This is a genomic window from Streptomyces katrae, assembly GCF_000966975.1.
GTDB classification, from domain to species: Bacteria; Actinomycetota; Actinomycetes; order Streptomycetales; family Streptomycetaceae; genus Streptomyces; species Streptomyces katrae.
This window is the reverse complement of record NZ_JZWV01000177.1, coordinates 1-20832: the sequence shown is the minus strand read 5'-3', so window position 1 is coordinate 20832 and position 20832 is coordinate 1. Positions and strand designations below refer to the sequence as shown.

The 20832-nt window shown below is 70.6% G+C and carries 18 protein-coding genes and 1 pseudogene; 4 read left to right on the top strand and 15 right to left on the bottom strand.

All coding sequences use genetic code 11. The annotated features are described in order from the left end of the window. The first annotated feature begins 298 nt into the window (after positions 1-298). Positions 299-814: a hypothetical protein gene (locus VR44_RS08530; RefSeq protein ID WP_052713510.1), complete on the top strand. Its 516-nt coding sequence runs from the start codon at positions 299-301 to the stop codon at positions 812-814. Positions 815-895: 81 nt separating this feature from the next. Here the strand turns inward: VR44_RS08530 and nuoN are convergent, their stop codons facing one another. Genes nuoN through VR44_RS08460 form a run of 14 tightly spaced genes read right to left on the bottom strand, consistent with a single transcriptional unit; the run spans position 896 to position 16826 of the window. Continuing rightward, positions 896-2551: an NADH-quinone oxidoreductase subunit NuoN gene (gene nuoN, locus VR44_RS08525; protein ID WP_045946788.1), complete on the bottom strand. Its 1656-nt coding sequence runs from the start codon at positions 2549-2551 to the stop codon at positions 896-898. Further along, positions 2548-4140 (bottom strand): NADH-quinone oxidoreductase subunit M, encoded by a 1593-nt coding sequence (locus VR44_RS08520; protein WP_045946787.1) that lies wholly within the window; start codon positions 4138-4140, stop codon positions 2548-2550. The genes nuoN and VR44_RS08520 overlap by 4 nt, the downstream gene beginning before the upstream one ends. 1 nt (position 4141) lies before the next feature. After that, positions 4142-6082 carry an NADH-quinone oxidoreductase subunit L gene (nuoL, locus tag VR44_RS08515; RefSeq protein ID WP_045946786.1) on the bottom strand — a complete coding sequence of 647 codons (1941 nt, stop codon included), beginning with the start codon at positions 6080-6082 and terminating at the stop codon, positions 4142-4144. Positions 6083-6094: 12 nt separating this feature from the next. Further along, positions 6095-6394 carry an NADH-quinone oxidoreductase subunit NuoK gene (gene nuoK / locus VR44_RS08510; RefSeq protein ID WP_045946785.1) on the bottom strand — a complete coding sequence of 100 codons (300 nt, stop codon included), beginning with the start codon at positions 6392-6394 and terminating at the stop codon, positions 6095-6097. After that, positions 6391-7212, bottom strand: coding sequence for an NADH-quinone oxidoreductase subunit J (locus VR44_RS08505; RefSeq protein ID WP_045946784.1), 822 nt, complete (start codon positions 7210-7212; stop codon positions 6391-6393). Before VR44_RS08505 ends, nuoK begins: the two co-directional genes overlap by 4 nt. Continuing rightward, positions 7209-7829 (bottom strand): NADH-quinone oxidoreductase subunit NuoI, encoded by a 621-nt coding sequence (nuoI, locus tag VR44_RS08500; protein WP_045946783.1) that lies wholly within the window; start codon positions 7827-7829, stop codon positions 7209-7211. Before nuoI ends, VR44_RS08505 begins: the two co-directional genes overlap by 4 nt. Before the next feature lie 3 nt (positions 7830-7832). After that, positions 7833-9218 (bottom strand): NADH-quinone oxidoreductase subunit NuoH, encoded by a 1386-nt coding sequence (gene nuoH / locus VR44_RS08495; RefSeq protein ID WP_045946782.1) that lies wholly within the window; start codon positions 9216-9218, stop codon positions 7833-7835. Continuing rightward, positions 9215-11719: an NADH-quinone oxidoreductase subunit G gene (locus tag VR44_RS08490; protein WP_045946781.1), complete on the bottom strand. Its 2505-nt coding sequence runs from the start codon at positions 11717-11719 to the stop codon at positions 9215-9217. The genes nuoH and VR44_RS08490 overlap by 4 nt, the downstream gene beginning before the upstream one ends. Further along, on the bottom strand, positions 11716-13080 hold the full coding sequence (nuoF, locus tag VR44_RS08485; RefSeq protein WP_045946780.1) for an NADH-quinone oxidoreductase subunit NuoF: 1365 nt from the start codon (positions 13078-13080) through the stop codon (positions 11716-11718). The genes VR44_RS08490 and nuoF overlap by 4 nt, the downstream gene beginning before the upstream one ends. After that, on the bottom strand, positions 13080-13835 hold the full coding sequence (gene nuoE, locus VR44_RS08480) for an NADH-quinone oxidoreductase subunit NuoE (RefSeq protein WP_045946779.1): 756 nt from the start codon (positions 13833-13835) through the stop codon (positions 13080-13082). The genes nuoF and nuoE overlap by 1 nt, the downstream gene beginning before the upstream one ends. Continuing rightward, positions 13832-15169, bottom strand: coding sequence for an NADH-quinone oxidoreductase subunit D (locus tag VR44_RS08475; protein ID WP_045946778.1), 1338 nt, complete (start codon positions 15167-15169; stop codon positions 13832-13834). The genes nuoE and VR44_RS08475 overlap by 4 nt, the downstream gene beginning before the upstream one ends. Further along, a complete protein-coding gene (locus tag VR44_RS08470) occupies positions 15169-15900 on the bottom strand; it encodes an NADH-quinone oxidoreductase subunit C (RefSeq protein WP_045946777.1) in 732 nt (243 codons plus the stop codon). The genes VR44_RS08475 and VR44_RS08470 overlap by 1 nt, the downstream gene beginning before the upstream one ends. After that, the gene (locus VR44_RS08465) at positions 15897-16451 is read right to left on the bottom strand and encodes a NuoB/complex I 20 kDa subunit family protein (RefSeq protein ID WP_045946776.1); all 555 of its coding nucleotides are present in this window, start codon (positions 16449-16451) and stop codon (positions 15897-15899) included. Before VR44_RS08465 ends, VR44_RS08470 begins: the two co-directional genes overlap by 4 nt. Positions 16452-16466: 15 nt before the next feature. After that, entirely contained in the window at positions 16467-16826 is a 360-nt protein-coding gene (locus VR44_RS08460; RefSeq protein ID WP_045946775.1) for an NADH-quinone oxidoreductase subunit A, read from the bottom strand. Positions 16827-17586: 760 nt separating this feature from the next. On the opposite strand from VR44_RS08460, the gene VR44_RS08455 reads away from it, so the two are divergent. Both VR44_RS08455 and VR44_RS08450 read left to right on the top strand, forming a co-directional pair. Further along, entirely contained in the window at positions 17587-18450 is an 864-nt protein-coding gene (locus tag VR44_RS08455; RefSeq protein ID WP_045946774.1) for a C40 family peptidase, read from the top strand. Between the two features lie 169 nt (positions 18451-18619). Beyond that, the gene (locus tag VR44_RS08450; RefSeq protein WP_045946773.1) at positions 18620-18880 is read left to right on the top strand and encodes a hypothetical protein; all 261 of its coding nucleotides are present in this window, start codon (positions 18620-18622) and stop codon (positions 18878-18880) included. Positions 18881-18929: 49 nt separating this feature from the next. Here VR44_RS08450 and VR44_RS08445 read toward each other — a convergent pair whose 3' ends face one another. Then, a complete protein-coding gene (locus tag VR44_RS08445) occupies positions 18930-20222 on the bottom strand; it encodes a geranylgeranyl reductase family protein (protein WP_045946772.1) in 1293 nt (430 codons plus the stop codon). Between the two features lie 98 nt (positions 20223-20320). On the opposite strand from VR44_RS08445, the pseudogene VR44_RS08440 reads away from it, so the two are divergent. Then, positions 20321-20715 (top strand): annotated as a pseudogene (locus VR44_RS08440) (GNAT family N-acetyltransferase); the annotation flags it as partial. Between the last annotated feature and the right edge of the window lie 117 nt (positions 20716-20832).

Here is a 20832-nt window from a genome sequence, read left to right as displayed (position 1 = left end):
CCCCTGCCTCCCCCACCGCCCCGGATGCCCCCGCCACTCCCGTGGCCCCGGCCGTGACGCCCTCCCCGGCGGCCACCTCCCCGTAGCCCGCCCCGTTCGGCGGCGCCCGTTCGGCGGCCCGCCGCGTGCACGGCCCGGGCCCCGACCCGATGGTGGAACGCAAGCCCCCTACGGGACCCCAGAACACCAGGAGCTCCCATGCCCGCAGCCCGCGGTCTCAAGGCCCTGTCCGCCTGTGCCGTCGCCGGCGCGTCCATCGTCCTGGCGGCCCTGCCCCCGGCGCACGCCGGCGCACGCCGTGGACGGTCCGGCGCCCGACCCGCACGACGCGAAGGCGATGCGCGACATGGCCACGGCCATGGCGGTGACCGCCAAGTACGTGGACGAGCGGGAGGCGATCAAGGACGGGTACGTCCCGCACGGCCAGGAGTGCATGACCAACCCCTTCGGGGTGGGCGCCATGGGCTACCACTACGTGAAGGAATCCAACTGGGGTTCGACGGACCCCGCCAGGCCGACGGCGCTGCTCTACAGCACCGCCAAGGACCGCAACGGCCGCCGCAAGCTGGAGACGGTGGAGTGGATGGTCCGCGACAAGGACCAGGACCTGAGCACCAAGGACGACCGGCCGTCGATGTTCGGCCTGCCCTTCGACGGGCCCATGCCCGGCCACTGGACGGGCATGCCCAAGCACTACGACCTGCACATGTGGGCGTACCGGGACAACCCGGCGGGCCGCTTCCACAACTGGAACACCGCCCTGAAGTGCCCCGGCAACGCCAAGCCCGACCCGATGCACGCCGACCACGGTTAGCGGGTGTCGCGAAAGCCCGCAACGCACGTGGGCCCGGCTCCCCCGAGGGGGAGCCGGGCCCGCGGCCTGCGACGGGGACGGTCAGCGCACGAAGGTGCTCGCGTGCCCCGCCAGGTCCAGGAAGTACTGCGGCGCGACGCCCAGCACCAGGGTGACGGCGACGCCCACCGCGATGGTGGTCATCGTCAGCGGCGAGGGCACCGCCACCGTCGGCCCGTCGGCCTTGGGTTCGCTGAAGAACATCAGCACGATCACCCGGATGTAGAAGAACGCGGCGATCGCCGACGAGATCACACCGACGACGACCAGCGCCCCGGCCCCGCCCTCCGCGGCCGCCTTGAACACGGCGAACTTCCCGGCGAAGCCGGAGGTCAGCGGGATGCCGGCGAAGGCCAGCAGGAACACCGCGAAGACGGCCGCGGTGAGCGGCGAACGCCGCCCGAGCCCCGCCCACTTCGACAGGTGCGTGGCCTCGCCGCCCGCGTCGCGCACCAGCGTGACCACCGCGAACGCGCCGATCGTCACGAAGGAGTAGGCGCCCAGGTAGAAGAGGACGGACTTGACGCCCTCCGCCGACGTGGCGATCACACCGGCCAGGATGAACCCGGCGTGCGCGATCGAGGAGTACGCCAGCAGCCGCTTGACGTCCGTCTGGGTCACGGCGATCACCGCGCCCGCGAGCATCGTCACGATGGCGACGCCCCACATCACCGGCCGCCAGTCCCAGCGCAGCCCGGGCAGGACCACGTAGAGCAGGCGCAGCAGGGCGCCGAAGGCGGCCACCTTGGTCGCGGCGGCCATGAAGCCGGTCACGGGGGTGGGGGCGCCCTGGTAGACGTCCGGGGTCCACATGTGGAAGGGGACGGCGCCGACCTTGAAGAGCAGGCCCATCAGGATCAGCGCGCCGCCGATGAGGAGGAGCGCGTCGTTGCCCATGGTGGAGGCGAGCGCCGGGTCGACGGCGGTGACGGTGCCGTCGACCACGTCGGCGATCACCGCGTAGGAGACGGAGCCCGCGTAGCCGTAGAGCAGGGCGATGCCGAAGAGCAGGAACGCCGAGGAGAAGGCGCCGAGCAGGAAGTACTTGACGGCCGCCTCCTGCGACATCAGCCGCTGGCGGCGGGCGACGGCGCAGAGCAGGTAGAGCGGGAGGGAGAAGACCTCCAGCGCGATGAACAGGGTCAGCAGGTCGTTGGCCGCCGGGAAGATCAGCATCCCGGAGATGGCGAACAGGGCCAGCGGGAACACCTCGGTGGTGGTGAACCCGGCCTTGACGGCGGCCTTCTCGCTGTCACTGCCCGGTACCGACGCGGCCTGGGCGGCGAAGGAGTCCACCCGGTTGCCGTGCGCCTTCGGGTCGAGGCGGCGCTCGGCGAAGGTGAACACGGCCACGACCGAGGCGAGCAGGATGGTGCCCTGGAGGAACAGGGCGGGGCCGTCGACGGCGATGGCGCCCATGGCCGCGATGTGCGCCTTGCTGTTCCCGTACCCGCCGGCGGCGAGGCCGACGACCGCCGCGAAGGCCGCGGCGAGCGAGGCGACGGCGAGGAACACCTGGACGTGGTAGCGGGACCTGCGCGGGACGAAGGCCTCGACGAGGACGCCGAGGACGGCCGCGCCCACCACGATCAGCGTGGGCGCGAGCTGGGCGTACTCGATGTGCGGGGCCGGGATCTTGTCGGCCGGTCCGTTGGCCGCCAGTGTCAGCAGGCCCTGGGCAGCAGTCGCGGCGCTCACTTGACCGCCTCCCCGTTCTTGGCTTCGACGGCGACCTCAGGCTTGGGGTCCGTCTTCTTCACGTCCGACAGCGTGTGCTGCACCGCCGGGTTGACGATGTCGGTGAGCACCTTCGGGTAGACGCCCAGCCCGATCAGCAGCGCGATCAGCGGGGCGACCACCAGCAGCTCCCGCGGGCGCAGGTCCGGCAGCGTGCGGACCTCCTCCTTCACGGGGCCGGTCATGGTCCGCTGGTAGAGGACCAGGGTGTAGAGGGCGGCGAGCACGATGCCGATGGTGGCGATGGCGCCGAGGACCGGGTACCGGGCGAAGGTGCCGACCAGGACCAGGAACTCGCTGACGAAGGGGGCCAGTCCCGGCAGGGACAGGGTGGCGAGGCCGCCGATCAGGAAGGTGCCGGCGAGGACCGGGGCCACCTTCTGGACACCGCCGTAGTCGGCGATGAGGCGGGAGCCGCGCCGGGAGATCAGGAACCCGGCGACGAGCATCAGCGCCGCCGTGGAGATCCCGTGGTTGACCATGTAGAGCGTCGCCCCGGACTGGCCCTGGGAGGTCATCGCGAAGATGCCCAGGATGATGAAGCCGAAGTGCGAGATCGACGCGTACGCGACCAGCCGCTTGATGTCCCGCTGTCCGACCGCGAGCAGCGCGCCGTAGACGATGCTGATCAGGGCCAGGACGAGGATGACGGGGGTGGCCCACTTGCTGGCCTCGGGGAAGAGGCCGAGGCAGAAGCGGAGCATCGCGAAGGTGCCGACCTTGTCGACGACCGCGGTGATCAGTACGGCGACCGGGGCGGTGGCCTCGCCCATCGCGTTGGGCAGCCAGGTGTGCAGCGGCCACAGCGGGGCCTTCACCGCGAAGGCGAAGAAGAAGCCGAGGAAGAGCAGCCGCTCGGTGTTGGTCGCCATGTCGAGGGTGCCGGCGGCGCGGGCGGCGGCGATCTCCTGGAGGGAGAAGTTCCCGGCGACCACGTACAGCCCGATGACGGCGGCGAGCATGATCAGGCCGCCGACCAGGTTGTAGAGGAGGAACTTGACGGCCGCGTAGGAGCGCTGGGCGGCGGCGTTCTCGTCGGAGCCCGCGTGGGCCCGGTCCCCGAAGCCGCCGATGAGGAAGTACATCGGGATGAGCATGGCTTCGAAGAAGATGTAGAAGAGGAAGACGTCGGTGGCCTCGAAGGAGATCACCACCATCGCCTCGACCATGAGGATCAGGGCGAAGAAGCCCTGGGTGGGGCGCCAGCGCGAAGAGTTGGTCTCCAGGGGGTCGGCGTCGTTCCAGCCGGCGCCGATCACGAAGGGGATCAGCAGGGCGGTGAGCGCGATGAGCGCCACCCCGATGCCGTCCACGCCCAGTTCGTAGCGGACGCCGAAGTCGGCGATCCAGGCGTGGGATTCGGTGAGCTGGTAGCGGGCGCCGCCGGGCTCGAAGCGGACCGCGACGAGCACGGCCAGGGCCAGTGTCGCCAGGGAGAACAGCAGCGCGAGCCACTTGGCGGCGGTGCGCTGTTTGGCCGGGACGGCGGCGGTGAGGACCGCGCCGACCGCGGGGACCGCGGCCGTCACCGTCAGAAGCGGGAAAGTCATGTCACACCGCCCTCATCAGCAGGGTCGCGGCGATCAGGACCACCGTGCCCCCGAACATCGAGACCGCGTAGCTGCGGGCGTAGCCGTTCTGCAGCTTGCGCAGCCGGCCCGAGAGCCCGCCGACCGAGGCGGCCGTCCCGTTGACCACTCCGTCGACCAGGCTGTGGTCGACGTACACGAGCGAGCGGGTCAGGTGCTCTCCGCCGCGCACGAGGACGACGTGGTTGAAGTCGTCCTGGAACAGGTCCCGGCGGGCCGCCCGGGTGAGGAACGAGCCGCGCGGGGCGACGACCGGGACGGGCTTCCTGCCGTACATCGACCAGGCGATGGCGACGCCGACGGCGAGGACCACCATAGTGGACAGGGTGACCGTCAGGGCGCCGACCGGCGGGTTGCCGTGCTCGTAGCCGGTGACCGGCTCCAGCCAGTTCAGGAAGCGGTCGCCGAGCCCGAAGAAGGCGCCCGCGAAGACCGAGCCGAAGGCCAGCACGATCATCGGGATGGTCATGGACTTCGGGGACTCGTGCGGGTGCGGCATGCGCCCGGCCCGGTGCTCGGCGGCCGGCTCGGCGCTCGGCACCTGGTCGGCGTCGGGGGCGGGCTGCCAGCGCTTCTCGCCGAAGAAGGTGAGGAGCATGACGCGGGTCATGTAGAAGGCGGTGATGCCGGCGCCCAGCAGGGCCGCCCCGCCGAGGATCCAGCCCTCGGTGCCGCCCTTCGCGAAGGCCGCCTCGATGATCTTGTCCTTGGAGAAGAAGCCCGACAGGCCCGGGAAGCCGATGATGGCGAGGTATCCGAGGCCGAAGGTGACGAAGGTGACCGGCATGTACCTGCGCAGGCCGCCGTACTTGCGCATGTCCACCTCGTCGTTCATCCCGTGCATCACGGAACCCGCGCCGAGGAAGAGGCCGGCCTTGAAGAAGCCGTGCGTCACCAGGTGCATGATCGCGAAGACGTAGCCGACGGGTCCGAGGCCCGCGGCGAGGACCATGTAGCCGATCTGCGACATCGTGGACCCGGCGAGGGCCTTCTTGATGTCGTCCTTGGCGCAACCGACGATCGCACCGAAGAGCAGCGTGACCGCGCCGACGACGGTGACGACCAGCTGCGCGTCGGGCGCCGCGTTGAAGATCGCGCCGGAGCGGACGATCAGGTAGACACCGGCGGTGACCATGGTCGCCGCGTGGATCAGGGCCGAGACCGGGGTCGGGCCCTCCATCGCGTCACCGAGCCAGGACTGGAGCGGCACCTGGGCCGACTTGCCGCAGGCGGCCAGGAGCAGCATCAGGCCGATCGCCGTCAGCGTGCCCTCCGACGCCTTGTCCGCGTTGGCGAGGACCGGCCCGAAGGCGAAGGTCCCGAAGGTGGTGAACATCAGCATGATGGCGATCGACAGGCCGATGTCGCCGACGCGGTTGACCAGGAAGGCCTTCTTCGCGGCGGTGGCCGCGCTGGGCTTGTGCTGCCAGAACCCGATCAGGAGGTACGAGGCGAGGCCGACGCCCTCCCAGCCGAAGTACAGCAGCAGGTAGTTGTCGGCGAGGACGAGCAGCAGCATCGCCGCGACGAACAGGTTGAGGTAGCCGAAGAAGCGGCGGCGGCGCTCGTCGTGCTCCATGTACCCGATCGAGTACACGTGGATGAGCGTGCCCACCCCGGAGATCAGCAGGACGAAGGTCATCGACAGCTGGTCGAGCCGGAAGGCGAAGTCCGCCTGGAAGCTCCCCACCGACACCCAGCTGAACAGGTGCTGGTAGAGGGTGCGGTCCTCGGCGCCGCGCCCCAGCATGTCGGCGAAGAGGGCCACGCCGATGCCGAAGGAGACCGCGGCGAGCAGGGTCCCGAGCCAGTGGCCGGCCTTGTCGAGGCGCCGGCCGCCGCACAGCAGCACCGCCGCTCCGAGCAGGGGCGCGCCCACCAGCAGCGCAATCAGATTCTCCACTGTGAACGCCCCTTACAGCTTCATCAGGCTGGCGTCGTCGACCGAGGCCGAGTGGCGGGTACGGAACAGCGACACGATGATCGCGAGGCCCACCACGACCTCCGCGGCGGCGACGACCATCGTGAAGAACGCGATGATCTGGCCGTCGAGGTTGCCGTGCATCCGGGAGAAGGCCACGAACGCCAGATTGCAGGCGTTGAGCATCAGCTCGACGCACATGAACAGCACGATGGCGTTGCGCCGGATGAGGACGCCGGCCGCGCCGATGGTGAACAGCAGGGCGGCCAGGTACAGGTAGTTGACCGGATTCACTTCGAGGCCTCCTCTCGGGAGTCCCGGCCCAGACGCTCCGCGGAGCGCTGCTCCAGCGCCTTGAGGTCGTCCAGGGCCTCGGTGGACACGTCACGGATCTGGCCGCGGGCGCGCAGCGTCTTGTTGACGGTCAGCTCGGACGGGGTGCCGTCGGGCAGCAGACCGGCGATGTCCACGGCGTTGTGCCGGGCGTAGACGCCGGGGGCGGGCAGCGGCGGGACCTGGACGCCCTCGCGGACGCGCTTCTCGGAGAGCTCGCGCTGGGTGGCGGCCCGCTCGGTGCGCTCGCGGTGGGTGAGCACCATCGCGCCGACGGCCGCCGTGATCAGCAGGGCGCCGGTGATCTCGAAGGCGAAGATGTAGCGGGTGAAGATCAGCTGGGCCAGGCCCTCGACGTGCCCCGCGGAGTTGACCCGGCCGAGGCCGTTGAAGTGGGTCAGCTTCGCGTTGGCGAGGCCGGCGATCAGCAGGATGCCGAAGCCGAGCCCGCACAGGGCGGCGAGCCAGCGCTGGCCCTTGATGGTCTCCTTCAGCGAGTCCGCCGCCGTGACGCCGACGAGCATGACCACGAAGAGGAACAGCATCATGATGGCGCCGGTGTAGACGATGACCTGGACCACGCCCAGGAAGTAGGCCCCGTTGGCGAGGTAGAAGACCGCGAGGACGATCATCGTCCCGGCCAGGCACAGGGCGCTGTGCACGGCCTTCTTCATCAGGATCGTGCAGAGCGCGCCGATGACGGCGACGACGGCGAGCACCCAGAACTGGATGGCCTCACCGGTGGAGGTCGTGGTGGCGGCGGCCGCGAGGGCGCTCATGCTCCGACCCCCTCGGCGGCAGCGCCGTTCCCGGCGCCGTTCGAGGCCGGGACCTCGCCCTTGGAGACCGCCACCTGCCGTTCGGTACCGGGCGCGGCACCCGTCACCAGGCCCCGGTAGTAGTCCTGCTCGTCCATGCCGGGGAAGATCGAGTGCGGGGTGTCGACCATGCCCTCGGTCAGTCCGGCGAGGAGCTGCTCCTTGGTGTAGATCAGCGACTCGCGGCTGGCGTCGGCCAGTTCGAACTCGTTCGTCATCGTCAGCGCCCGGGTCGGACAGGCCTCGATGCAGAGCCCGCACAGGATGCAGCGGGCGTAGTTGATCTGGTAGACCCGCCCGTACCGCTCGCCCGGGGAGTAGCGCTCCTCCTCCGTGTTGTCCGCGCCCTCCACGTAGATCGCGTCGGCGGGACAGGCCCAGGCGCACAGCTCGCAGCCGATGCACTTCTCCAGACCGTCGGGGTGCCGGTTGAGCTGGTGCCTTCCGTGGAACCGCGGAGCGGTGGTCTTCTCCTGCTCCGGGTACTGCTCGGTGAGGCGCTTCTTGAACATGGCCTTGAAGGTCACGCCGAAGCCGGCCACCGGGTTCTGCCACTTTTCGGACTTCTCGTCAGACACGTCTCAACCCTCCTCTCGGTCACTGTCAGTATTCGTCCCGCCACTGACAATCAGCTCCCGCTCCGCGCGGGGCCGCCTGCGCGGTACGGGTGCCAGGTGCTGGCCGGGCTTGGGCGGTACGGGGAAACCGCCCGCCATCGGGTCGAAGGGCTCGGCGGCCGCGGCCTTGCCGGCCCGCTCGGCGGCCGTCTTCTCGCGCTTGTCGCGGAAGTGGTCGGCGACGGAGGTCAGCAGCAGGATCGCCACGACGGCCCCGCCGACGTAGAGAACGATCTCCGAGAAGTCGTAGCGCTCGTTGCGCAGCGCCCGGACGGTGGCGACCAGCATCAGCCAGACCACGGAGACCGGGATCAGCACCTTCCAGCCGAGCTTCATCAGCTGGTCGTAGCGCACGCGCGGCAGCGTGCCGCGCAGCCAGATGAAGAAGAACAGCAGCAGCTGCACCTTGATGACGAACCAGAGCATCGGCCACCAGCCGTGGTTCGCGCCCTCCCAGTACGTGGAGATCGGCGCCGGGGCCCGCCAGCCGCCCAGGAAGAGGGTGACCGAGACCGCCGAGACCGTGACCATGTTGACGTACTCGGCCAGCATGAACAGCGCGAACTTGATGGAGGAGTACTCGGTGTTGAAGCCGCCGACCAGGTCGCCCTCGGACTCCGGCATGTCGAACGGGGCGCGGTTCGTCTCGCCGACCATCGTGATCACGTAGATGATGAACGACACCGGCAGCAGCACGATGTACCAGCGGTCCGCCTGCGCCTCCACGATCTGCGAGGTCGACATCGACCCGGAGTAGAGGAAGACCGAGGCGAAGGCCGCGCCCATCGCGATCTCGTACGAGATCATCTGCGCGCAGGAGCGCAGACCGCCGAGCAGCGGGTACGTCGAGCCGGAGGACCAGCCCGCGAGGACGATCCCGTAGATGCCGACCGAGGCCACGGCCAGGACGTACAGCATCGCGATCGGCAGGTCGGTCAGCTGCATCGTGGTGCGCTGCCCGAAGATCGAGACCTCGTTGCCGGACGGGCCGAACGGGATCACCGCGATGGCCATGAACGCCGGGATCGCCGCGATGACCGGCGCCAGGACGTACACCACCTTGTCGGCCCGCTTGACGACCACGTCCTCCTTCAGCATCAGCTTCACGCCGTCGGCGAGGGACTGGAGCATGCCCCAGGGCCCGTGCCGGTTGGGGCCGATGCGCAGCTGCATCCAGGCGACGACCTTGCGCTCCCAGACGATGGAGAACAGCACGGTCACCATCAGGAAGGCGAAGCAGAACACCGCCTTGACGAGGACGAGCCACCAGACGTCCGTGCCGAACAGGGACAGGTCCTCGGCGGCGAGGACGTGCGGCTGCTGCGCCGCGATGTGGGCGAGGGTGCTCACGCTCGCACCTCCTTGGCGGGGGCGGCCGGGGCCGGCGCCGGTCCGATGCGGACGAGGCCGCCGGGCAGGGCGCCGGTGTCGGCGAGGACGCCGGAGCCGGTGGAGTTCAGGGGGAGCCACACGACCCGGTCGGGCATCTCGGTGATCCGCAGCGGGAGTTCCACCGAGCCGGCCGGGCCGGTGACGGCGAGGAGGTCGCCGTCCTTGACGCCGGTCTCGGCGGCCGTGGCGGCCGAGAGGCGGGCCGCGGCCTCGTGCCGGGTCCCGGCCAGGGCCTCGTCGCCCTCCTGGAGCCGGCCCAGGTCCAGCAGCAGCCGGTGCCCGGCGAGTACGGCCTCGCCCGCGCCGGGCCGGGGCAGCGGCTCCGGGCCGGTGGACCGCTCGGGGGCGAGGTCGCCCTCCCAGGGGCCGAGCCGCTCCAGCTCCCGGCGTACGGCGTGCACGTCGGGCAGGGCGATGGGCCGGTCGGCGGCGTCGGCCAGCATGTGCAGCACGCGGGCGTCGGCCGGGGCGAGGCGGCGGGTCATCTGGTCGGGCTTGAGGGCGGCCTCGAACGGGCGGACGCGGCCCTCCCAGTTGACGAACGTGCCCGCCTTCTCGGCGACGGCGGCGACCGGCAGGACCACGTCCGCCAGGTCGGTGACCTCGCCGGGCCGCAGCTCCAGGGAGACCACGAAGGCCTCCTTGAGCGCGGTGCGGGCCCGCCGCGGGTCGGGCAGGTCGGCGAGCTCCACACCCGCGACCAGCAGCGCGCCCAGCTCGCCGCCGGCGGCGGCCTCGATGATCTGGCCGGTGTCGCGGCCGTAGCGGTGCGGCAGCGCCTCCAGCCCCCAGGCGCCGGCGACCTCGTCGCGGGCCCGCGGGTCGGTGGCCGGGCGGCCGCCCGGCAGCAGGGACGGCAGGGCGCCCGCCTCGATCGCGGCCCGCTCCCCGGCCCGGCGCGGGATCCACACCAGCCGGGCCCCGGTCGCGGTGGCCGCCCGTACGGCGGCGGTCAGCGCGCCGGGCACCCCGGCGAGACGCTCCCCGACGACGAGGACGGCCCCGGGCTTGCGGAGCGCCTCGGCGGCCTCGGCGCCCCCGGTCTCCAGCCCGGTGCGGGAGGCCAGGGCGTCCAGCCACTCCGGCTCGGTGCCGGGGGCGGCGGCCAGCAGGGTGCCGCCCGCCTTCGTCAGGCCCCGGGTGGCGAACGGCGCGAGCGCGTACGTCTTCTGGCCCCGCTTGCGGTGGGCCTTGCGCAGCCGCAGGAAGACCCCGGGGGCCTCCTCCTCGGCCTCGATGCCCACCAGCAGCACGGCCGGGGCGGCCTCCAGGGAGGCGTACGTGACGCCCGTGCCGTCGAGGTCCTTGCCGGTGCCGGCGACGGAGGCCGCCAGGAACTCGGTCTCCTCCGCGCTGTGCACCCGGGCCCGGAAGTCGATGTCGTTGGTGTCGAGGACCACCCGGGCGAACTTGGCGTACGCGTAGGCGTCCTCGACGGTCAGCCGGCCGCCGGTCAGGACGCCGGCCCGGCCGCGCGCGGCGGTGAGCCCGGCGGCCGCGGCCTCCAGCGCCTCGGGCCAGCTCGCCGGGGCGAGGACCCCGTCGGCCCCGCGCACCAGCGGGGTGGTCAGCCGGTCCGGGCGCTGCGCGTAACGGAACGCGAAGCGGCCCTTGTCGCAGATCCACTCCTCGTTGACCTCGGGGTCCTCGGCGGCGAGGCGGCGCAGCACCTTCCCGCGCCGGTGGTCGGTCCGGGTGGCGCAGCCGCCCGCGCAGTGCTCGCATACGCTCGGGGAGGAGACGAGGTCGAAGGGGCGGGAGCGGAACCGGTAGGCGGCCGAGGTGAGGGCGCCGACGGGGCAGATCTGGATGGTGTTGCCGGAGAAGTACGACTCGAACGGGTCGCCCTCGCCGGTGCCGACCTGCTGGAGTGCGCCGCGCTCGACCAGTTCGATCATCGGGTCGCCGGCGACCTGGTTGGAGAAGCGGGTGCAGCGCGCGCACAGCACGCACCGCTCGCGGTCCAGCAGCACCTGCGTGGAGATCGCGACGGGCTTCTCGTAGGTCCGCTTGCGCCCCTCGAACCGGGACTCGGCGTTGCCGTGCGACATCGCCTGGTTCTGCAGCGGGCACTCGCCGCCCTTGTCGCAGACGGGGCAGTCCAGCGGGTGGTTGATGAGCAGCAGCTCCATCACCCCGCGCTGGGCCTTGTCCGCGGTCTCGGAAGTCAGCTGGGTGCGGACGACCATGCCGTCGGTGCAGGTGATGGTGCAGGAGGCCATCGGCTTGCGCTGGCCCTCGACCTCGACGATGCACTGGCGGCAGGCGCCGGCCGGGTCGAGGAGGGGGTGGTCGCAGAACCGGGGGATCTCGATGCCGAGCTGTTCGGCGGCCCGGATGACCAGGGTCCCCTTGGGTACGGACAGTTCGGCGCCGTCGATGGTCAGCGTGACCAGGTCGTCCTGCGGGGGCTTGGCGGCCTCGCCCCCGCCGGCGGGGGCACTGGTGGCGACGGTCATGCGTTCACCTCGGAGTTCTCTGCCGGACCGTCGGCCCACAGGGTCGACTTCCGGTGGTCGAAGGGGCAGCCCTTCCCGGTGATGTGCTGCTCGTACTCCGCGCGGAAGTACTTCAGCGAGGAGAAGATCGGGCTGGCCGCGCCGTCGCCGAGCGCGCAGAAGGACTTGCCGTTGATGTTGTCGGCGATGTCGTTCAGCTTGTCGAGGTCGGACATGACGCCCTTGCCGGCCTCGATGTCGCGCAGCAGCTGGACCAGCCAGTACGTGCCCTCGCGGCAGGGCGTGCACTTGCCGCAGGACTCGTGGGCGTAGAACTCGGTCCAGCGGGTGACGGCGCGCACCACGCAGGTGGTCTCGTCGAAGCACTGGAGGGCCTTGGTGCCGAGCATGGAGCCGGCCGCGCCCACGCCCTCGTAGTCCAGCGGGACGTCGAGGTGTTCGTCGGTGAACATGGGGGTGGAGGAGCCGCCGGGGGTCCAGAACTTCAGCCGGTGTCCGGGGCGCATGCCGCCGCTCATGTCGAGGAGCTGGCGCAGGGTGATGCCGAGGGGGGCCTCGTACTGGCCGGGGCCGGCCACGTGCCCGGAGAGGGAGTAGAGGGTGAAGCCGGGGGACTTCTCCGTCCCCATCGCCTTGAACCAGTCCTTGCCCTTGTTGAGGATCGCGGGAACCGAGGCGATGGACTCCACGTTGTTGACGACAGTGGGGCACGCGTAGAGGCCCTCGACCGCGGGGAAGGGGGGACGCAGCCGGGGCTGACCGCGCCGGCCTTCGAGGGAGTCGAGCAGTGCCGTCTCCTCGCCGCAGATGTACGCGCCCGCTCCCGCGTGCACGGTGATGTCGAGGTTGCGTCCGCTGCCGTCGATGTCCTTGCCGAGGTATCCGGCCGCGTACGCCTCGCGCACGGCCTCGTGCAGCCGCCGCAGCACGGGGACGGTCTCACCGCGCAGGTAGATGAAGGCGTGCTCCGAACGGATCGCGTAGCAGGCGATGATCATTCCCTCGACGAGGGAGTGCGGGTTGGCGAAGAGGAGGGGGATGTCCTTGCAGGTTCCCGGCTCGGACTCGTCCGCGTTCACGACGAGGTAGTGCGGCTTGCCGTCGCCCTGCGGGATGAACTGCCACTTCATCCCGGTGGGGAAGCCCGCGCCGCCGCGTCCACGCAGGCCCGAGTCCTTGACGTAGGCGATCACCTCGTCCGGGGTCATCGCGAGCGCCTTGCGCAGGCCCTCGTAGCCCTCGTGGCGCCGGTAGGTCTCCAGCGTCCACGACTCGGGCTCGTCCCAGAACGCCGACAGCACGGGCGCGAGCAGCTTCTCCGGGCTGGTGCCGTTCTTCTCGATCTCGGTCGACACGGACATCACTCCCCTCCCTCGGTACCGGTCTCGGCGCGCGGGCGGACGACCGGGGCGTGCGGGGATTCGCCGCGGGCGATGCGCAGGCCGATCAGGGAGGCGGGGCCCGCTCCGCCGCTCGCCTCCACCGCGCCCTCGCGCCCGTCGGGGAAGCCCGCCAGGATCCGGGCGGTGTCCTTGAACGTGCACAGCGGCGCGCCCCGGGTCGGCTCGACCGGGCGGCCGGCGCGCAGGTCGTCGACGAGGGCCTTGGCGGACGCGGGGGTCTGGTTGTCGAAGAACTCCCAGTTGACCATCACCACGGGGGCGTAGTCGCAGGCCGCGTTGCACTCGATGTGCTCCAGCGTGACCTTGCCGTCGGGGGTGGTCTCGTTGTTGCCGACCCCGAGGTGCTCCTTGAGCTCGTCGAAGATGGCGTCGCCGCCCATCACCGCGCACAGGGTGTTGGTACAGACCCCGACCTGGTAGTCGCCGGAGGGCTTGCGCCGGTACATCGTGTAGAAGGTGGCGACGGCGGTGACCTCGGCGGTGGTCAGGCCGAGGACCTCGGCGCAGAAGCGGATGCCGGTGCGGGAGACGTAGCCCTCCTCGGACTGCGTCAGGTGCAGGAGCGGCAGCAGCGCGGAGCGGCTGTCGGGGTAGCGGGCGATGACCTCCTGCGCGTCCGCTTCCAGCCGGGCGCGTACCTCGGCGGGGAAGTCGGGGGCGGGGAGCTGCGGCATCCCGAGGCTGATGCCCGTGTTCACTGCATCGGCCGTCATCGGTCGACGCCTCCCATCACGGGGTCGATGGAGGCGACGGCGACGATGACGTCGGCGACCTGGCCGCCTTCGCACATCGCCGCCATGGCCTGCAGGTTGGTGAAGGACGGGTCGCGGAAGTGGACCCGGTAGGGGCGGGTGCCGCCGTCGGAGACCACGTGGACGCCGAGCTCGCCCTTGGGGGACTCGACGGCCGCGTACGCCTGTCCGGCGGGGACCCGGAAGCCTTCGGTCACCAGCTTGAAGTGGTGGATGAGGGCCTCCATGGAGGTGCCCATGATGTTCTTGATGTGGTCGAGGGAGTTGCCGAGGCCGTCGGGACCCATGGCGAGCTGCGCCGGCCAGGCGATCTTCTTGTCGGCGACCATGACCGGGCCGGGCTCCAGCCGGTCCAGGCACTGCTCCACGATCCGCAGCGACTGGCGCATCTCCTCCAGGCGGATCAGGAACCGCCCGTAGGAGTCGCAGCTCTCGGTGGTGGGGACGTCGAACTCGTAGCTGTCGTAGCCGCAGTAGGGGTCGGTCTTGCGCAGGTCGTGCGGCAGGCCCGCCGAGCGCAGGATCGGTCCTGTGGCGCCGAGGGCCATGCAGCCGGCGAGGTCGAGGTAGCCGACGTCCTGCATGCGGGCCTTGAAGATGGGGTTGCCGGTGGCGAGCTTGTCGTACTCCGGCAGGTTCTTCTTCATCGTCTTGACGAACTCGCGCAGCTGGTCGACCGCGCCGGGGGGCAGGTCCTGGGCGAGGCCGCCGGGGCGGACGAAGGCGTGGTTCATGCGCAGGCCGGTGATCAGCTCGAAGACGTCGAGGATCAGCTCGCGGTCCCGGAAGCCGTAGATCATGATCGTGGTCGCGCCGAGCTCCATGCCGCCGGTGGCGATGCACACCAGGTGGGAGGAGAGGCGGTTGAGCTCCATCAGCAGGACGCGGATGACGGTGGCCCGGTCCGGGATCTGGTCGGTGATGCCGAGGAGCTTCTCGACGCCGAGGCAGTAGGCCGTCTCGTTGAAGAACGGCGTGAGGTAGTCCATGCGCGTGACGAAGGTGGTGCCCTGCGTCCAGTTGCGGAATTCGAGGTTCTTCTCGATGCCGGTGTGCAGGTAGCCGATGCCGCAGCGGGCCTCGGTGACCGTCTCGCCGTCGATCTCCAGGATCAGGCGGAGCACCCCGTGGGTGGAGGGGTGCTGGGGGCCCATGTTGACGACGATGCGCTCGTCGTCCGCCTTGGCCGCGGACCGGACGATCTCGTCCCAGTCGCCGCCGGTGACGGTGTAGACGGTGCCTTCGGTGGTCTCGCGGGAGGCCGCGTGGTCGGCGGCGTTGGGGGTGTTCGACATCAGCTGTACGACCTCCGCTGGTCGGGAGCCGGGATCTGGGCGCCCTTGTACTCGATGGGGATGCCGCCGAGCGGGTAGTCCTTGCGCTGCGGGAAGCCCTGCCAGTCGTCCGGCATCATGATCCGGGTGAGGGCCGGGTGGCCGTCGAAGACCAGGCCGAAGAAGTCGTACGCCTCGCGCTCGTGCCAGTCGTTGGTCGGGTAGACCGTGACGAGCGAGGGGAGGTGCGGGTCGCCGTCGGGCACCGACACCTCCAGCCGGATGATCCGGCCGTGGGTGAGGGAGCGCAGGTGGTAGACGGCGTGCAGCTCGCGGCCCCGGTCGTCGGGGAAGTGGACGCCCGAGACGCCGGTGCACAGCTCGAAGCGCAGGGCCGGGTCGTCGCGCAGGGTGGAGGCCACCCGCAGCAGGTGCTCGCGGGCGATGTGGAGGGTCATCTCGCCGCGGTCGACGACGACCTTCTCGATCGCGTTCTCCGGGAGCAGGTCCTGCTCCTCCAGGGCCCCCTCCAGCTCGTCGGCGACCTCGTCGAAATAGGAGCCGTACGGGCGGGAGCTGGCGCCGGGCAGGGCCACGGTGCGGACCAGGCCGCCGTAGCCGCTGGTGTCGCCGCCGTTCCTGGCGCCGAACATGCCCTTGCGGACGCCGATCACCTCGGGGCCGGGGGCGCCCGCCCGGGGTGCGGGGACGTTGTTGCCGTTGCCGTTCTCCACGGCGGGTTCGTCGCTCACCGCAGGAGCCCCTTCATCTCGATGGTGGGGAGGGCCTTGAGGGCCGCCTCCTCCGCCTCGCGCGCCGCCTCTTCCCGGTTCACGCCGAGCTTGGAGCCCTGGATCTTCTGGTGGAGCTTGAGGATCGCGTCCATGAGCATCTCGGGGCGGGGCGGGCAGCCGGGCAGGTAGATGTCCACCGGGACGATGTGGTCGACGCCCTGGACGATCGCGTAGTTGTTGAACATGCCGCCCGAGGAGGCGCAGACCCCCATGGAGATGACCCACTTGGGGGCGGGCATCTGGTCGTACACCTGCCGCAGCACCGGCGCCATCTTCTGGCTGACCCGGCCGGCGACGATCATCAGGTCGGCCTGGCGCGGGGAGCCGCGGAAGACCTCCATGCCGAAGCGGGCGAGGTCGTAGCGGCCGGCGCCGGTGGTCATCATCTCGATGGCGCAGCAGGCGAGGCCGAAGGTGGCCGGGAAGACGGATGCCTTGCGCACCCAGCCCGCGGCCTGTTCGACGGTGGTCAGCAGGAAGCCGCTCGGCAGCTTCTCTTCCAGTCCCATGGAAAATTCAGCCCCTCAGTCCCATTCCAGGCCGCCGCGGCGCCAGACGTATGCGTAGGCGACGAAGACGGTGAGCACGAAGAGCAGCATCTCGACGAGCCCGAAGATCCCCAGGGAGTCGAAGGTGACGGCCCAGGGGTAGAGGAAGACGATCTCGATGTCGAAGACGATGAAGAGCATCGCCGTGAGGTAGTACTTGATGGGGAAGCGACCGCCGCCGGCGGGCATCGGGGTGGGCTCGATGCCGCACTCGTACGCTTCAAGCTTCGCCCGGTTGTACCGTTTTGGGCCGATCAGCGTGGCCATGACCACGGAGAAGATCGCAAACCCTGCGCCGATGGCGCCGAGCACGAGGATGGGTGCGTAGGCATTCACGCTCCTCGCTCCTTCCAGTCGTCCTTGACCGTTGGTCGCATGTGAGGCAGTTCACAAGCCAGACTGGTGCGCATCTTATGCCTGGCGGTCTGTGATCTGCGACACGGGTAACAACACCGAGTTTGTGATCTCCACCACCTGACGAACGATCATGAAGCCCGATGAGTGGTGATCTTCGTACGCAAGGCATCCACATGATCACCAAACGTGACATCCGGCCGCGTTACCGCAGGTAGAGGCGGGCTTGCACTATCAAAGACTGGCCGCTACAGGCAAATTGGCGGCTGGGCGACCGGAGTGATAAAGGAATCGGCTTCCCCCGCCCGGGGGGCCCGGCGGTACGGAAGTGGACGCCGGATCCGGCGCCGGAAGGATGTGCACGCGTTCACGAGCACCCCGGCCCGCGGCGGACCGCACGGGAACCGCACGGCGAGGGCGCGGTAAGCGCACGGCGAGTTCACGGTCGGATCACGGACCGGCCACAGCGCCCTCACGGCGGCAGGTAACTGTGACCTGCGACACATCGATCATGGCCCGCAAAAAGGAGGCTTGGCCATCTGTGCGGGTGGATGGTAGGCGGTGGATCAATTCGGACTTATTGCTGAAACCCCATGATCACAGCCTTGCGAAGGGGTGTCCGATCTGTCCGTTACGGCGTCAATAAGGGGCGCGGCGCGCCCGGTTACCCGGCTTTTCCCGCAACTGTGGCGCAGACCACGTTTCTTGAAGGTGACCCTGCACCCCTGATAGCGGTTGTCCCATGTCCCACACCGCTCACATACCCAGCCACCGGAAGCCCCGCCGCAGCGCCTCGAAGCTCGCGGTCCGCGCCGGAGTTGCCGGTGGCGTCCTCAGCACCCTGGCCATGGCCGGCACCGCGAGCGCGTCCCCGTCTACCGAGCCCGTGGCCGAGACGACGCTGGAGATGCCGGTCCTCAGCCTGGACCTCGGCACCGAGGTCTCCAACGCGGTCAACACGGCCGCCGAGAACACCCGCGTCGCCGCCGTCGAGGCCGCCGTCACCGGCGAGCTGAACGCCCAGGAGGAGAGCGCCCGTACGGGTGCCGCCGCCGAGGCGAAGCAGGCGAAGGAAGACGCCCAGAAGGCCGCCGAGCAGAAGGCGAAGCAGGAGGCCGACCGCAAGGCCGACGCCGAGCGTGCCAACCGCAGCTCCGGCCGCTCCTCCCTGACCAACGCCTCCGCCTCCGACGACGGCAGCGGTGCCGCCGTCACCGGCGGTTCCTCCAGCAGCGGCCGCTCCTCGGCCACCGGTTCGGCCGCGGCCATCGTCAACTTCGCCTACGCCCAGGTCGGCAAGGCGTACGTGATGGGTGCCACCGGCCCCTCCGCGTACGACTGCTCGGGCCTCGTGCAGGCCGCCTACCGCCAGGCGGGCATCTCCCTGGACCGCACCTCCCAGGACCAGTCCCTGGCCGGCACCTCGGTCTCGCTGAGCAACCTCCAGCCGGGCGACATCCTGTACTGGGGCCCCAAGGGCAGCGCCTACCACGTCGCCATCTACGTCGGCGGCGGCAAGTTCGTCGGCGCGCAGAACCCCAGCACGGGCATCGTCGAGCGCCCGCTGAGCTACGACATGCCGACGGGCGCCGTCCGCGTCCTCTGACGCACCCGGTCTCCGCGAGGTCCGGTACTCCCCTGCTCGGGGGTGGAGTACCGGACCTTCGCCATGCCCGGATTCCCGCCCGGCGGACGGCCCGTGCGGAACCCGCCGGAGCCCTGCGAAGATAGGCGGGTACCCGTGCGCCCGTAGCGATTCCCGGAGGTGGTGATCCGTGAACGGAACCTCGCGCGAGGAAGACGGCGCCCACGAGGACACCGCTCTCCCCGCCGCCCTCGGCCTGTGCATGCTCGCGGTCGGCGGCTGGCTGCTGACCACCGCCCGCCCCTGGCACAAACCCGGCACGCCCCTGACCCTGGGTCTCGGCTGGGCCGTCTCCGGCGCTCTCCTCCTGGCCGGCCTGAGCCTCCTGACCCGCTGCGTACGCACGGTCCACGGGGCCCCGGAGGCGGCGCAGGAGCCCGCGGACGACTGAGCCGCCCATCGGGAGACCCGGGGGCGGCTCAGGGGCTTCCTGGGGCTGCTCAGGCCTTCGGGGCCACCTTCGAGAGGCCGTTGATGATGCGGTCCATCGCGTCGCCGCCCGTCGGGTCCGTCAGGTTCGCCAGCATCTTCAGCGTGAAGCGCATCAGCACGGGGTGCGTCAGGCCGCGCTGGGCGGCGATCTTCATGACCGTCGGGTTGCCGATCAGCTTCACGAAGGCGCGGCCCAGCGTGTAGTAGCCGCCGTAGGTCTCCTTGAGCACCTTCGGGTAGCTGTGCAGGGCCAGTTCGCGCTGGGCCGGGGTGGCGCGGGCGTGGGCCTGGACGATGACCTCCGCCGCGATCTGGCCGGACTCCATCGCATAGGCGATGCCCTCGCCGTTGAACGGGTTGACGAGCCCGCCCGCGTCACCGACCAGCAGCAGCCCCTTGGTGTAGTGCGGCTGCCGGTTGAAGGCCATCGGCAGGGCCGCGCCGCGGATCGGCTGCGTCATGTTCTCGGGGGTGTAGCCCCAGTCCTCCGGCATGGACGCGCACCAGGCCTTGAGGACCTCGCGCCAGTCCAGCTCCTTGAACGCGGAGGAGGAGTTGAGGATGCCGAGGCCGACGTTGGACGTGCCGTCGCCCATGCCGAAGATCCAGCCGTAGCCGGGCAGCAGCCGGTCCTGCGGACCGCGCCGGTCCCACAGCTCCAGCCAGGACTCCAGGTAGTCGTCGTCGTGCCGGGGCGAGGTGAAGTACGTGCGCACCGCCACGCCCATCGGGCGGTCCTCGCGCCGGTGCAGCCCCATCGCGAGGGACAGGCGGGAGGAGTTGCCGTCGGCCGCGACGACGAGCGGGGCGTGGAAGGTGACCGGGGTCTTCTCCTCGCCGAGCTTCGCGTGCACGCCGGTGATGTGCCCCGTGCGCGGGTCCCGGACGGGCTCGCCGACGTTGCAGCGCTCGTACAGGCGGGCGCCGGCCTTCTGCGCCTGGCGGGCCAGGGTCTCGTCGAAGTCGTCGCGCTTGCGCACGAGTCCGTAGTCCGGGTACGAGGCGAGTTCCGGCCAGTCCAGCTGGAGCCGCTGCCCGCCGCCGATGATGCGCAGACCCTTGTTCCGCAGCCAGCCGGCCTCTTCGGAGATGTCGATGCCCATCGCCACCAGCTGCTTGGTGGCGCGCGGGGTCAGGCCGTCACCGCAGACCTTCTCGCGCGGGAACGCCGTCTTCTCCAGGAGCAGGACGTCCAGTCCGGCCTTCGCGAGGTAGTAGGCGGTCGTCGAGCCGGCGGGCCCGGCCCCGACGACGATCACGTCCGCGCGGTGTTCGGAGAGGGGCTCGGTGGGCTCGGTCACTGCGGGGTCTCCCGAAGGCTCGATAAGGGGTGCCCAACGGCACAGGACATGACGCAGTCTATGCAGCGAGAGTGATCGCGATCCGAAGGGCTGCCCCGATGACGACCTCGTCCACCACCTCGCCGACGGCCCGGCCTCCGCTGCCCGCGGTCCGGCTCCGCGTACCGACCGACGAGGACGCGCACGCCTGGCACCGAGTCTTCGACGACACGGACGTGATGGAGTTCGGGGGCCCGCGGAGCCTTCCGTGTACGAGGAGATCACCGCCCGGCAGCGGATGCACGACGCACAGCTGGGGTACTGCCTGTGGACCCTGCTGGACGAGGAGGGCGAGGTCCTCGGCTTCACGGGCGCGCAGCCGTGGCCGGAGGCGAAGGCGTGGGGGCCGGTGGGGCGGATCGAGATCGGGTGGCGGCTGGGGCGCGCCGCGTGGGGGAAGGGGTACGCGTATGCCGCCGCGCTGGCCACGCTGGAGCGGTTGCGGGGGGCCGGATCGGCATGACGCCGGGGGAGGAACTCGCCGCGCCGGGCGGGCGGCGGACCCGCCTCTACGAGCTGACGCTCTGACCCGGGGGGCGGGGTGGGGACCGCTGCGCGGAGCCTCTCCCCG